Origin of the sequence: Halomonas salinarum, assembly GCF_012062845.1 — a bacterium.
Taxonomy (GTDB): domain Bacteria; phylum Pseudomonadota; class Gammaproteobacteria; order Pseudomonadales; family Halomonadaceae; genus Onishia; species Onishia salinarum.
On sequence record NZ_WWNB01000001.1, the window covers coordinates 1 to 13,374 of the forward strand.

Here is a 13,374-nt window from a genome sequence, read left to right on the forward strand (position 1 = left end):
AAGGCGGCCTGATTCTCGGGAGAGTCGGGCGTGCGCCAGACCACGCCATCGACGCCCAGCAACGTCAGGCCACACCAGTGAGGGTGCGGCGTCTGCCGGTGCCACAGGGCCTGGGTCTGCTCGAAAACGCGTTTGATGGGCTCGACGCCCAACCGCTGGCGTGCCTGCACCACGGCGCTGGGGGCGACGAAGGGGCGTTTACCGGGCAGCATGATGTCGAGGTGATTGACGATCTGCCCCATGGGGATATGGCGGAACAAGGCCATCCCGACAACGGCCCACACCACCATGTCCAGTGGCAAGCGGCGCTTGCGCAGCGTGGCCACGCCGGCTTCTTCGAGGCAGGTATCGATCAGGTCGGGCGACAGCACCTCGGAGAGGCTGGAGAAATCATCGGGCACCGCCTTGGCAATGGCATCGATGGCGTTGCTGAAATGCATGGACCTTCCCGTGTCAGTGTACCTGACAGGGAAAGGTCTCATGATTAGCTTATTGAAGGTAGGCTTAACTGACTGGCATTACGGTCATCGACCGGGGCGTTTTTCATGCACCGCCCACTTAGGGGCGGTCACGCTGAGGTTTAGTCACGATAAACCGGGAAGTTCGCGCAGACCGTCTCGACCTTGGTCTTGACCTCGGCTTCGATGGCCGTGGTGTCAGCGCCCTCAGCCAGCACGTCGAGGATATCGCAGATCCAGCCCGCCAGATCGCCGCACTCGGTTTCGCCGAAGCCACGCGTGGTCACTGCCGGAGAACCGATGCGCAGACCAGAGGTCACGAACGGGCTCTGCGGATCGTTCGGCACAGCGTTCTTGTTGACGGTGATATGGGCGCGGCCCAGGGCAGCATCCGCGTCCTTGCCCGTCACGCCCTGCTTGACCAGAGACAGCAGGAAGAGGTGATCCTCGGTGCCGCCGGAAACGATATCGAAGCCACGCTCGATGAATACGCTGGCCATCGCCTTGGCGTTCTTGACCACCTGCTGCTGGTAGGCCTTGAACTCGGGCTCCATGGCTTCCTTGAAGCAGATCGCCTTGGCAGCGATGACATGCTCCAGCGGACCGCCCTGGATACCCGGGAAGACCGCGGCCTGCAGCTTCTTCTCGACCGCTTCGTCACCGGCGTTGGAGAGGATCAGGCCACCACGCGGACCGCGCAGGGTCTTGTGGGTGGTCGTGGTGACCACATGGGCGTGGGGCAGCGGGCTCGGGTAGACACCGGCGGCGACCAGACCAGCCACGTGGGCCATGTCGACCAGCAGGTAGGCACCCACTTCGTCGGCGATCTCGCGGAACTTGGCCCAGTCGATGACCTGAGAGTAAGCGGAGAAGCCGGCAATGATCATCTTCGGCTGGTGCTCACGAGCAAGCTCGGCAACCTGGTCGTAGTCAATGCGGCCGCTTTCGTCGATGCCGTACTGGACCGCATTGTAGTGCTTGCCGGAGAAGTTCGGCTTGGCACCGTGCGTCAGGTGGCCACCAGCGTCGAGGCTCATGCCCAGGACGGTGTCGCCCGGCTTGACCAGCGCCTGGAAGACCGCGCCATTGGCCTGGGAACCGGAGTGCGGCTGAACGTTGGCATAGCTCGCCCCGAATAGCTCCTTGGCGTAATCGATGGCCAGCTGCTCGACGACATCGACGTACTCGCAGCCACCGTAGTAACGCTTGCCCGGATAGCCTTCCGCGTACTTGTTGGTCAGCTGTGAGCCCTGCGCTTCCATCACACGCGGGCTGGCGTAGTTTTCAGAAGCGATCAGCTCGATATGAGCTTCCTGGCGAGCAGTTTCTTTCTGCATCGCATCGAGCAGGGCATCATCGAATCCGGCAATCTGCATGTCACGGCTGAACATCGTTGTTGATCCTCGAGCTAGGGTGAGAGTGAAACGATCTAGGCATAATAGCGCAGCCAAGGGCGGCTTTCACATGAAAGCCGGTCATCCCGGACTCGATAATTTCTCACCTTGGCTTTAGTCACACTAAAGCCAAGGCCCATTCATCGCCATGACCGGGATCGCCACGCGATTCACTGCGCCCATGATCAGGGCTCACTTTCCAGGCGATGCTCCAGCAGCGCATTGACGCGCTCGATCACCTCGAGACGGGCCTTTCGCTTGTCATCGCAGGCGATCAGCGACCAGGGCGCATGCGGCCGGTGCGTCTGGGCAAACATGTCATCGATGGCCACTTCATAATCATCCCAACGGGCACGATTACGCCAGTCCTCTTCGGTCAGCTTGTGCTGCTTGTGGGGCGTATTGGCACGCGCCTCGAACCGCTTGAGCTGTTCATCCTTGCTGATCGACAGAAAGAACTTGCCGAGCACGGCACCGTGTTCGAGCAGATGCTGCTCGAAATGGCGAATCTCGCCGTAGGCACGACGCCACTGAGCCGGCGCAGAAAGCTCTTCCACCCGCTCGACCAGCACCCTCCCGTACCAGGAACGATCGAAGATCGCAAAGCGCCCATCCATCGGCAGACGCCGCCAGAAACGCCACATCCATGGGTGGGCAAGCTCCTCATCGCTTGGCGCAGCGATGCTGTGTACCCGGTAGCGCCGCGCATCAAGCGCCGAGGTGACGCGATGTATACTGCCTCCCTTGCCGGCGGCATCATGGCCCTCGAAGACCAGCACCACCGGTATCCCCCGCCTGGCGGCCTCACGGCTGTTATGCGAAAGCCTGGCCTGTTGCTCGACCAGGCGCTGTTTGTAGTCGGCCTTGTCAGGCCTGTCGCTCGCATTTTTCTCGGGATGAGAAGCACGAACCGAGGGCGCACCCCTGGCGTCCGGCGCCAGCTGACAGCTTGCCCGGGGCGCCTCGGGGTCGACCGACGGCTGAGTCGCGGTGTCGAGTAATTGCATGGCCAGCTGATGGATCAGGTCTTGCGGATCATCTCCGGCGATGCAATGCCAGGGTGACTCGTCCGTGCCGGTTGCCTTGCGGAGCGGCTTGCCCAGCGCCGATATCAGCGGATGCTGAAGATGGCGCTGCCAGTCGCTGGGCTCAAGCTGCCAGGCGCGATTCGGGTCCTTCTGCATGGCGGCCAGGCGCTGACCTTGGGTCTTGCGGTCGATATCCAGCCAGATTTTGACCAGGGCCACGTTTTCGGCGGCGAGCTCGGCCTCGAAATCGCGAATCATCGCCAGACGATCCTCGAAGGCACCGGCACCGATTCGCCGCTCGACTCGTGCAAAGAGCGCATCGCCATACCAGCCATGGACGAAGACCCCAATGGTGCCGCGAGCCGGAATGCGCCGCCAGTAACGCCACAATAGTGGCCGCTTGGCATCCTCGCTGCTGTACTCGAGCGCATGGACCTCGGTGCGGCGATTCTCCAGCCAGTGATTGATCATATTAAGCAAGGGATGCATATAACTTGCCGTCTGACCACTGATCAGCAGCACCACCGCTCGATTCTCGCTCTTTGCCATCTCAAGCTGTGCTGCCAGTAACTGATAGCGCAGGTTCTCGCTTTTCATGGCGTTGTCTTCATCCATTTTCCCTCTTGCCGCCTGTCTGATTATCCTTTGCACGCCTTGTCCTGTTTCCCCCTTGCTGTGCTTTTGCTCCAACCTGCGATGCTGGTAGCGAAAAGAGAACCATCAAGGGGGCCTGTTTCAGGCCTCACCGAGCAGGCCAAGACTTGCCATCGGCGTCTGCCGGCGCAGGTCACGCGACAGCCCATGGCCTATCAACCCGACCAGCAAGGCGCCACCCAGCGGCAGCCCCAGCCACAACCAAGGATGAAGGCGTGGGGCGAGATCCAGCCAACCGGCATAGATACCCGCGGCGGCAAGTTCGGCAAGCAGCGCGCCCATCAGCCCGCTCGCCAATCCCAGAATGGCAAATTCGGCGCCCTGCACGCGCGAGATCAACCGATCGCCGGCGCCGAACACCCGCAACAACCCGCTCTCATGGGCGCGCAGTGGGCGACTGGCAATCAGCGCCGCATAGAGCACGCTGATGCCGGCCAACAGCACGAAGCCAAGTACCAGCTCCACCGAGCGAGTGACCTGGGTCAGAAGATCGCGCACCTGCCCAAGAATCGCCTCGACATTGAGCAGTGACACGGCCGGGAAGTTCTCGACGATCTGGCCGGGCAACGGGCTCTGGTCATCCCCCAGATGGAAGGCAGTGATGTAGGTATGGCCGAAACGCTCAAGCACCCCCGGGGGGAATATCACATAGAAGTTAGGCCGAAAGCTGTCCCAGTCCAGATCGCGCAGGCTGGTAATACGCCCTGTCACGCTAGCGGCGCCGATGGTGAAACGCATGGTGTCGCCAAGCGACAGACCGAGGCGACCGGCCAGTTCATCCTCGAGCGAGATCGGTACCGTGTCGCTTGCCGACGCGCTTTTTGATACCGACGGCTCGGCACTCGATCCACCGGCGCCCTGCTCGAACCACTCCCCCGCTACCAGACGGTTACCCTCGGGCAGGCTGTCGCGCCAGGTCAGGTTGAGCTCACGGCGCAAGGCGTTGTCGCCCCGGCCGCTCTCGGGCACGGCCTCTTGAGGCGGCTGACCATTGAGCGCGGTGATACGGCCCCTCACCATGGGATAGAGCGAGGTGCGTTCATCGACCGCGCCGGCCAGGGTCTCGACGAAGGCATCACGCTCCTGGGGCTGAATATTGATGGCGAAGTAATTGGGGGTATCTTCGGGCAACTGGTCCTGCCAGGCGGTGAGCAGATCGCCGCGTACCAGGGCGATCATCGCCATCGCCGCAAAGGTGATGGAAAACGCCAGCAGTTGTCCGAGACTCGCCTGGCGGCGACGACCCAGCTGGCGAGCCCCGAGCCGCAAAGCGCGTGTCGGCGAGGCGGAGTGCGACCCTTGAGGAAGCAGCGCGGCCAGACGCAGCACGGCACTCAGCATCACTGAACCGACGCCGCCCAGAATCACCAACATCACTAGGCCACCGCCAAGCAGCGCGGCGGACAACCCAAGATCACCCGAGTAAAGCCACATCAAGCCGCCAAACACCAGGCTTGCCATGGCCACCACCAGCCAGGCCGAAGCCGGTAGCGGGTCGAGTTCGCGTCGCAGCACCTTAAGAGCGCTGACGCGCTTGAGGCGCAATAGCGTGGGACCGGCGAAGCCGACGAGTACCGCCAGCGCCGTCAGTACCCCAAGCGCCAAGGGAAGCGGTCCCGGCGGCGGCAGCTCAAGCGGCAGAAACGCGGTGAGCAGGGCCAAGAGCCCGGCCTGACCGGCAAGCCCCAGCAGCGCCCCGCACACGGAAGCGGCCAGCGCCAGCCAGCCCAGTTGCAGGGCGAATAGCTGAGTGAGTTGTCGCTGCGAGGCGCCAAAGCAGCGCAGCAGTGCGGCGGTATCCAGGTGGCGATCCACATAACGCCGGGTCGCCATGGCCACCGCGACCCCGGCCAGCAACACGGCGGCGAGGCCGGCAAGCGCCAGGTACTTCTCGGCACGCTCGAGCGCGCTACCCAGTCCAGGCCTATCAACCCGTACATCGCGCACTTCGACCCCCTCACGCTCGAGGGACTCGAGGAGCGCATCGAGGCTCGACACCGCTTCCGGCGGACCCGCCGCAAGAATCTCGTACTCGACCCGTGAGCCCGGCTGCACCAGACCGGTGGCGGGAAGGTCATCCACGTGCATCATCAGCCGCGGGTTAAAGCTAGAGAAGCCGCCGGACTGGTCGGCCTCACGCTCGATGATACCGCTCACGGTCAGGGTGGCGCGCCCGACCTGTACCTCGTCACCCAGCTCCAGCTCAATCAGCGATTCGAGCCTGGGATCGACCCAGGCTTCACCCGGCGCAGGCCCCCGCGAAAGCGCTTCGACGCCGCTACCGACATCAACCTGCGAGGCGCCATATAGCGGGTAGGCGCTATCGACCACCTTCAGGCTGGCTGGCTGGAAACGCTCGCCACGACTGATCATCGAGACCAGATCGACCTGATCCGAGAGAGTCATCCCGGCCTCGCGCAGGGTTTGCTTCAGCTCATTGGAAAAGGGTTCGCCCTGTTCGAGCACCAGATCGCCGCCCAGCATCTGCCCGGCCTGACGCGTCAGGCCGCGTTCGAGACGATCGAGGAAGAAGCCGATCATCGTCGAGGCCGCCACCGCCAGCGCCAGCGCCACAAACAGGGCGCGCACGTCGGCGGCCCGCAGGTCACGTTTGAGACCACGGGCCGCAAGGCCCAGCCAGTGCAGGCCATTGTGCTTCTGGCGGGGTTCACGTCTCGAGTCACCGCTTGCCATCATGCGCTCACCTCCTCGTGGGCCATGTCCACCAACTGGCCGTCGGTGAGCCGCAGGCAGCGATCGCAGCGCCGCGCCACGGCATGATCGTGGGTCACCAGCATCAGGGTGGTGCCGGCCTCGCGATTGAGGGCGAACAAGCGGTCGATGATGCGCTCACCGGTGGCGGGGTCTAGATTGCCGGTCGGCTCGTCGGCGAACACCAGCTCGGCGCCGGTCACGAAGGCGCGGGCGAGCGCCACACGCTGCTGCTCGCCGCCGGACAGCTGCTTGGGCAAGTGATCGAGACGCTCACCGAGGCCGACCCGGCTCAGCCAGTCGCGGGCGCGGGCATCGTTGTCGGCAGCAGGCGCCAGCTCCAGCGGCAAGAGTACATTCTCAAGCGCAGTAAGCGTCGGCAGTAACTGGAAATTCTGGAACACAAAGCCCACCCGACCCGAGCGCAACTGGGCGCGTCCATCTTCATCGAGAGCGGCAAGCGACTCGCCGAACAGATTGAGCTCCCCGCTGCTCGGCGCATCAAGCCCGGCCAGCAAACCAAGCAGTGTCGACTTGCCGGCACCGCTCTCGCCGAGTATCGCCACCGTTTCTCCAGGGAACACCGTAAGCGCAAGATCACTCAGAATGGTCAACGACCGATCGCCACTTCTGACCTGCTTGCAAAGCCGACTTGCCTGTAGGATGGGAGGAAGATCATGATTCGAGGAGATGGACATGGTGACGGGATTCCCTGTTGGCCTGAAGATGTCGAGGTGGGTTGCCAAGCGCTCCGCCTGGCTCGACCGCTGTGACGCATGGCGCCGACGTATGTCAGTTACGCTTCTGCGACAGCCAAGGCGCGGCCTGGCCAGGCGCCTGGGTGTCGGTATTGGCCTTACAACGCTTCTCGTGACGACCGCTGCTCTGGCCGATGATACCGAACGCCTTACGCTTCTGATGATGGGCGATAGCCTGAGCGCCGCCTATGGTCTCGAGCAGCCCGAGGACGGCTGGGTCAGCCTGCTGAACAAACGGCTCGACGGCGAGGCGCGCGTGGTAAACGCAAGCATCAGCGGTGAGACCTCCGCGGGTGGCGCTACACGACTGCCTGAGCTGTTACGACAGCATTCCCCCGATATCGTGCTGTTGGAACTGGGGGCCAACGATGGCCTGCGCGGCCTGGCGCCCAGCCAGATGCGCCAGAACCTTGAATCGATGATAAAGCAAAGTCAGGCCAGCGGCGCCCGCGTGGTGATGCTGGGTATCGACATTCCGCCCAACTATGGCGACGCTTACCGGACGGCCTTCACCAACGTCTACGACAGCCTGGCTAAACGCTACGACCTGCCGCTGGTGCCCTTCCTGCTGGAGGGCGTTGCCCTCGACAAGACCCTGATGCAGGACGACGGCCTCCATCCCACGGCGAAGGCTCAGCCCATGATCCTTGACAACGTCTGGCCGACCCTTGTACCGCTGATCGAGCAGGCAACGGCCGGCTCGGGCGATAACGCTCATAAGCAAGCAAGCGATCAGGCCAAGGCGGCTCACGCTAAGCCTGCCATGGCCGATCAGGGCTGAGGCGATGGTTCGACGGTCTTCTGCCATTGCTGAAGGCCGAGCCCACCAAGGATCAATACCAGGCCAGCCAGGGTCGAGATGAGAATCGGTTCGCCGACCACCAGGTGCAGCAGCAACAGGGAAATCGGTGGCGACAGGAAAATCAGGTTGGCCACCTTGGCCGTGCGCGAGATGCCGCGCACGGCCAGCTGCCAGAGCACGAAGGCGATACCCATTTCGAAGAGCCCCACATAGACACCCGCGCCCACGCCTTTCCAGCCGTACCACTCGAAGCCTGGCCCTGCCGCGATCAGCAGGGTGAACACCGGCAGGCCAACGCTGAAGTTCTGCCATTGGGCAACGAGAGGGGCGCGCTGGTCACGGGCATTGAGCAGCCAATAGAGCGCCCAGAGCAGGGTCGAGGCCAGCGCCAGACCCACGCCCAGCGGGTCGGCAAAGGCCACATCCAGCACCGCGCCGCGGGTGGCGATGGTCCAGACCCCCGCGTAGGCAATCAGTCCGGCGAGAATATCGACGCGGGTCAATCGCTGGCCAAGTATCGGCACGGCAAGAAAGGCCATGGCCAGCGCCCAGGTATAATTCAGTGCCATCGCCTCCTGCCCCGGCAGGCGGTCATAGGCGGCGAATAACACCAGGTAATAGGCCACCGGGTTCATCAGCCCGGCCCAGAGAGCGGTCCGCCAGCCCTTGCCAAGCGCCTGACGCAACAGGCCCTCTCGCCATACCAGAATGCCCATCAGCACCCAGGAGACAAGCGCGGCAATCCACATCAGCTCCAGCGGTGACATTTCGCCGAGTGCAACCTTGAAGGCCGTGGCCACCGTGGACCATAAGCCCACCGCTCCCAGGCCGCACAGCATGGCGTGACGATCCTGTGTCATGCACTCTCCCTTGGTGTGGTGTGCCCCTTGAGGTCAGCTTGACCGTGAGACACGGTCGGCGCTGATGCAAGACGTCTCAGCTGACGCGCTGCAGTGAGCAGGCGAAACGAACCACTATGCCATGATCGCGCCGGATCGTAGTCAACACCGTGCTGCTTCAGCGATCCAGATGCCCCAGATCCCGTGTGGGATCGAGCCGGTCGCGCACCCGTTGCTTGAGTACCTTGATGTCCGGGAAGCCACCATCGCGCTTGCGCTCCCAGAGTGAATCGCCATCGAAGGTGATCTCGAAGTGTCCGCCGTGGCTGGGCGCCAAGGCAACTTCCTCAAGCTCCTCTCCGAAAGTCGAGAGCAATTCCTGCGCATACCAGCCGGCACGTAACAGCCAGTGGCACTGAGTACAGAAATGGATACGCACGTTAGCCATGAAGCCTTCTCTCATTGCGGGACATTTGCCGGCTATCATAACTGAGGCATCATGATGGCTGGAATGCGCGCACAGGGAGCCATGTCATGCCACCCAATCAGACGTCACAGACCGCCCTTTACGAGCGGCTGACCGGCGATGATGACAGCCGGATGTGTAAGGATATTCCCGACTCCGCCTGTCAGGTACAACCCATCAACTTTGTTCGCCACCTCATCGCCTCGCTTGGCAACAAGCTGGCAGACGAGTTGTCCAGTGCCCGACTGGTGCTGCCCTGGCTGATGGGCGCGATCGGTGCACCGCTGTGGATGGTGGGGCTTCTGGTCCCGATCCGTGAGGCAGGGGCCTTGCTGCCTCAGGTCTTCGTGGCAGGCTTCATTCGACAGAAGGAGCAGCGTAAATGGACCTGGGTAGCGGGCAGCGTGATTCAGTCGCTGGCCGCCCTGCTGCTGGTCATCTTGTCTCTCGTGGGTCAGGGCGGCCTGGGGGGCAGCCTGGTACTCATGGCCCTGGTGGCGCTGTCGTTGGCGCGAGGCCTGTCGTCGATCGCGACCAAGGATGTCCTGGGCAAGACCATTGCCAAACAGCAGCGCGGCACCCTGATGGGGTGGAGCGGCAGCGTCGCCGGTGGTGTCACCCTGGCCGCCGGTATCATGCTGATGCTCTTCAACGACCGGCCCAGTGATCTGGCTCTGGCGGTGTTGATGGGTATCGCCGCACTGGGCTGGGGGCTTAATGCCCTGTGCGCGGCTTTGATCGAAGAGACCCCGGGTGCGGTGGAGGGCGGCGAAAATGCCTGGGACAGTGTGCGCCAAGGGTTACACCTGCTGCGCGAAGATCCTGCCTTCATGCGCTTCAACCTGGCGCGGGCGCTTTTGCTCTCAAGTGCTCTGGCGCTTCCCTATATCGCCCTGCTGGCCCAGCAGCGCAGTGGTTCAAACCTGGGGGATCTTGGTCTGCTGATCATCGTCTCGGGGCTTGCTGGCATGTTGGCAAGCCCGGTCTGGGGGAAGCGGGCCGATGCCTCGAGCCGTCGAGTGATGCGTAATGCCGGCCTCGCCGCCGCCGTCTGCTGTGCGCTTGCCGCGCTTGCCGGTGGCCTTCCCGGTGCCTGGACGACCAGCCCCTGGCCTTATGCCCTACTCTATGGACTCCTGGTGATCGCCCATGCGGGAGTAAGGCTGGGCCGCAAAACCTACGTCGTGGATCTCGCCGATACGGATCGACGCGCCCTCTATGTGGCGCTTTCCAATACGCTAACCGGCGTTCTGATGCTGCTGGTCGGTGGTTTGGTCGGCGTTCTCGCCCAGTGGTTCGGCACCCCTGTCCTGCTTGGCTTGCTCGCCGCCTGCGCACTTGCCGCCGCGATGACCGCTCAGGGCCTGCCCGAGGTCGAGGAGTAAGCGCAACACATTGAAATATCGCAACCGCCTAGCCATGATAGAGCGATATACGCCGTGGGCAGGCAACGCCTACCCACGCCCATAGGGTCGCGACAGGAACGCAGCGCATGAAAAGACCGCCCATGATCAGCCCCGAGCTTCTGGAACGCATTATCGACGCCTCGGAGGACGGTATCGTCGTTGCCGAACGCGAGGGTGAAGAACACATCCTGATCTATGTCAATCAGGGCTTTGAGCGCCTGACCGGTTACAGCACCGACGAGATCCTCTATCGCGACTGCCGTTTCCTGCAAAACGATGATCGCGATCAGCCGGGGCTTGCCCGTATCCGCGACGCCCTGATCGAAGACCGTCCCTGTCGCGAGATCCTGCGCAACTACAAGAAGGACGGCACGCTCTTCTATAACGAATTATCGATCACACCGATGCACGACGAAGAGGAAAACATTACCTACTATCTCGGCGTTCAGAAGGACGTTACCGAACGCGTCGAGGCCATCGCAGAGCTCGAGCGCGTCAAGAGCACTCCAAAAGACTGAGTTTTTTCTCCTACGTACTTGTCCTGTCCCGCCACTGGCGTTATATAGCCAGTAACGCATTCGCGTTGCCCGATGCTCGCCAAAGGCGAGCATCCGTCGCCATTTTTACATGGGGTCATGGGAGGACATCGCATGAGCCAAAAGCACCAGATCCACGACGCATCCGATGATGCAAACGAAGAGATGGATGCGTTCATGGACGCCGTGAACGACAGCCAGTACGCACCAAGCCGCTCGTCCCGGGCCGAGACCCTGCAGGCACGACGCCGCCTCGAGACCCTGCTGGAGGAGCGTCGTCTCCAGCGCGCCATTGAGGATGACTGGAATCTCGATGACGAGGAAGATGAGTAAGCTGCCCTTCTGACATCATGACGCGGGCCAAAGCGCCCGCGCCCGAGATGCTTATGGTGACGATCAATCCCCCACCACAGCGCTTGCCCCCGCTCTAGATCGTCTCCTCGCCTTAAGCCCGATCACCGTCCAGTGCTGGCCTTTCAGGAGTGCGGCCACTATCATCGTGCCGAAACCCTCAACCCAGTGGATATCCATGGCGCAATACGTCTATACCATGAACCGGGTGGGCAAGATCGTCCCTCCCAAGCGTCAGATCCTCAAGGATATTTCGCTTTCCTTCTTTCCGGGCGCCAAGATCGGCGTGCTCGGCCTGAACGGCGCCGGCAAATCATCGCTGCTGCGCATCATGGCCGGGGTCGACACCGAATTCGAAGGCGAAGCGCGCCCCATGCCGGGCATCAATGTCGGCTACCTCCCCCAGGAGCCCGAACTCGACGACGACAAGAACGTTCGTGACACCGTCGAGGAAGCGCTGTCCGGGATCAAGGAAGCCCAGGAGCAGCTCGAGGCTGTCTATGTCGCCTATGCCGATCCGGATGCCGACTTCGACGCCCTGGCAAGTGAGCAAGCGCGGCTTGAAAATATCATCGAGGCCTCCGACGCTCATAACATCGAACGCAAGCTGGAAGTCGCTGCCGAAGCGTTGCGCCTGCCGTCCTGGGAGGCTCGCGTCGGCCACCTTTCCGGTGGTGAGCGCCGCCGCGTGGCGCTGTGTCGCCTGCTGCTGTCGAGCCCGGACATGCTGCTGCTCGACGAGCCCACCAACCACCTGGACGCCGAGTCCGTGGCCTGGCTGGAGCGCTTCCTGCACGACTACAACGGCACGGTCGTGGCGATCACCCACGATCGTTACTTCCTGGACAACGTGGCCGGCTGGATTCTCGAGCTCGACCGCGGTCAGGGCATTCCCTTCGAAGGCAACTACTCTGGCTGGCTCGAGGCCAAGGAAAAGCGTCTCGAGCAGGAGTCCAAGCAGGAGGCCTCGAAGAACAAGGCCATCAAGCAGGAACTCGAGTGGGTGCGCAGCAACGCCAAGGGCCGCCAGGCCAAGAGCAAGGCGCGCCTCAACCGCTTCGAGGAAATGCAGTCGGGCGACTTCCAGAAGCGCAACGAGACCAACGAGATCTACATTCCGCCCGGTCCGCGCCTGGGCGACAAGGTCATCGAGTTCCATAACGTGGCCAAGGCCTTCGATGGCCGCCTGCTCTATGAGGACCTGACCTTCAGCGTGCCCAAGGGCGCGATCGTCGGCATCGTCGGCGGCAACGGGGCCGGCAAGTCGACGCTGTTCAAGCTGATCACCGGCAAGGAACAACCTGACGCCGGTGAGGTAGTGCTCGGCGAGACCGTTGATATTGCCTACGTGGAACAGCTGCGTGATGCCCTCGATAACAAGCAGACGGTGTGGGAAGCGGTGTCCGATGGTCAGGACATGCTCAACATCAACGGCTACGAGGTGTCCTCGCGGGCCTATGTGGGGCGTTTCAACTTCAAGGGCAACGACCAGCAGAAGCGTCTTGCGGATCTCTCAGGTGGTGAACGCGGCCGCCTACAGCTGGCGCAGACCCTGAAGCAGGGCGCCAATGTGCTGCTGCTCGATGAGCCCTCGAACGACCTGGACATCGAAACCCTGCGTGCTCTAGAAGATGCCCTGCTGGCCTTCCCCGGCTGTGCCATGGTGATCTCTCACGACCGCTGGTTCCTCGACCGTATCGCCACACACATTCTCGCCTACGAGGGCGATTCGAATGTGGTCTTCTTCGAAGGCAACTACACCGAGTACGAGGCCGATCACAAGAAGCGGGTCGGAAACGATACGCCGCATCGCATGAAGTACAAGCGCATCGACGCCTGACGCCGATGGTGCTTGAGCGATGACCCAACGGGCGGTGGCAACACCGCCCGTTTTTCATGGCTATCCGATCACCCCACTGCTTCGCCGACTTCATCGAGCGGTCGCCCTTGCATGGCCAGGCCAGAAACGT

Annotated in this window: 12 protein-coding genes; 5 read left to right on the forward strand and 7 right to left on the reverse strand. The window is 62.6% G+C overall.

The window, feature by feature from the left end; genetic code table 11:
* The 5 genes from HF027_RS00005 to HF027_RS00025 all read right to left on the reverse strand — a co-directional run.
* On the reverse strand, positions 1-440 hold a 440-nt coding region (locus HF027_RS00005), incomplete at its 3' end, for a transposase domain-containing protein (protein ID WP_209316366.1).
* A 140-nt stretch (positions 441-580) separates the two neighbouring features.
* A complete protein-coding gene (glyA, locus tag HF027_RS00010) occupies positions 581-1,849 on the reverse strand; it encodes a serine hydroxymethyltransferase (protein WP_168011752.1) in 1,269 nt (422 codons plus the stop codon).
* A gap of 188 nt (positions 1,850-2,037) precedes the next feature.
* Entirely contained in the window at positions 2,038-3,495 is a 1,458-nt protein-coding gene (locus HF027_RS00015; protein ID WP_168011754.1) for a polyphosphate:AMP phosphotransferase, read from the reverse strand.
* Between the two features lie 120 nt (positions 3,496-3,615).
* On the reverse strand, positions 3,616-6,231 hold the full coding sequence (locus HF027_RS00020; RefSeq protein WP_245184359.1) for an ABC transporter permease: 2,616 nt from the start codon (positions 6,229-6,231) through the stop codon (positions 3,616-3,618).
* Entirely contained in the window at positions 6,228-6,944 is a 717-nt protein-coding gene (locus HF027_RS00025) for an ABC transporter ATP-binding protein (protein ID WP_168011756.1), read from the reverse strand. Before HF027_RS00025 ends, HF027_RS00020 begins: the two co-directional genes overlap by 4 nt.
* A gap of 91 nt (positions 6,945-7,035) precedes the next feature.
* Here HF027_RS00025 and HF027_RS00030 point away from each other — a divergent pair, with 91 nt between their 5' ends.
* On the forward strand, positions 7,036-7,785 hold the full coding sequence (locus HF027_RS00030; RefSeq protein WP_168011758.1) for an arylesterase: 750 nt from the start codon (positions 7,036-7,038) through the stop codon (positions 7,783-7,785).
* Here the strand turns inward: HF027_RS00030 and HF027_RS00035 are convergent.
* Both HF027_RS00035 and HF027_RS00040 read right to left on the reverse strand, forming a co-directional pair.
* Positions 7,776-8,666, reverse strand: a complete 891-nt coding sequence (locus tag HF027_RS00035) for a DMT family transporter (RefSeq protein ID WP_168011760.1) — start codon at positions 8,664-8,666, stop codon at positions 7,776-7,778. The two genes, HF027_RS00030 and HF027_RS00035, sit on opposite strands and share 10 nt — an antisense overlap.
* A 157-nt stretch (positions 8,667-8,823) precedes the next feature.
* On the reverse strand, positions 8,824-9,093 hold the full coding sequence (locus HF027_RS00040; RefSeq protein ID WP_136253196.1) for an Rdx family protein: 270 nt from the start codon (positions 9,091-9,093) through the stop codon (positions 8,824-8,826).
* Between the two features lie 86 nt (positions 9,094-9,179).
* On the opposite strand from HF027_RS00040, the gene HF027_RS00045 reads away from it, so the two are divergent.
* The 4 genes from HF027_RS00045 (at position 9,180) to ettA (ending at position 13,244) form a co-directional block, all read left to right on the forward strand.
* Entirely contained in the window at positions 9,180-10,496 is a 1,317-nt protein-coding gene (locus HF027_RS00045) for an MFS transporter (protein WP_168011762.1), read from the forward strand.
* 107 nt (positions 10,497-10,603) lie between these two features.
* Positions 10,604-11,035: a PAS domain S-box protein gene (locus tag HF027_RS00050; protein ID WP_168011764.1), complete on the forward strand. Its 432-nt coding sequence runs from the start codon at positions 10,604-10,606 to the stop codon at positions 11,033-11,035.
* 183 nt (positions 11,036-11,218) lie between these two features.
* On the forward strand, positions 11,219-11,386 hold the full coding sequence (locus tag HF027_RS00055; protein ID WP_425338650.1) for a PA3496 family putative envelope integrity protein: 168 nt from the start codon (positions 11,219-11,221) through the stop codon (positions 11,384-11,386).
* A gap of 196 nt (positions 11,387-11,582) precedes the next feature.
* Positions 11,583-13,244, forward strand: a complete 1,662-nt coding sequence (gene ettA, locus HF027_RS00060) for an energy-dependent translational throttle protein EttA (protein ID WP_168011768.1) — start codon at positions 11,583-11,585, stop codon at positions 13,242-13,244.
* Positions 13,245-13,374: the final 130 nt, after the last annotated feature.

Bases quoted from the DNA above. Each gene is read 5' to 3' on its own strand.
- HF027_RS00030 (WP_168011758.1), top strand. From the start codon at position 7,036: ATGTCAGTTACGCTTCTGCGACAGCCAAGGCGCGGCCTGGCCAGGCGC.
- HF027_RS00055 (WP_425338650.1), top strand. From the start codon at position 11,219: ATGGATGCGTTCATGGACGCCGTGAACGACAGCCAGTACGCACCAAGC.
- HF027_RS00045 (WP_168011762.1), top strand. From the start codon at position 9,180: ATGCCACCCAATCAGACGTCACAGACCGCCCTTTACGAGCGGCTGACC.
- HF027_RS00015 (WP_168011754.1), bottom strand. From the start codon at position 3,495: ATGGATGAAGACAACGCCATGAAAAGCGAGAACCTGCGCTATCAGTTA.
- HF027_RS00040 (WP_136253196.1), bottom strand. From the start codon at position 9,093: ATGGCTAACGTGCGTATCCATTTCTGTACTCAGTGCCACTGGCTGTTA.
- HF027_RS00035 (WP_168011760.1), bottom strand. From the start codon at position 8,666: ATGACACAGGATCGTCACGCCATGCTGTGCGGCCTGGGAGCGGTGGGC.
- HF027_RS00020 (WP_245184359.1), bottom strand. From the start codon at position 6,231: ATGATGGCAAGCGGTGACTCGAGACGTGAACCCCGCCAGAAGCACAAT.
- HF027_RS00050 (WP_168011764.1), top strand. From the start codon at position 10,604: ATGAAAAGACCGCCCATGATCAGCCCCGAGCTTCTGGAACGCATTATC.
- ettA (WP_168011768.1), top strand. From the start codon at position 11,583: ATGGCGCAATACGTCTATACCATGAACCGGGTGGGCAAGATCGTCCCT.
- HF027_RS00025 (WP_168011756.1), bottom strand. From the start codon at position 6,944: ATGTCCATCTCCTCGAATCATGATCTTCCTCCCATCCTACAGGCAAGT.
- glyA (WP_168011752.1), bottom strand. From the start codon at position 1,849: ATGTTCAGCCGTGACATGCAGATTGCCGGATTCGATGATGCCCTGCTC.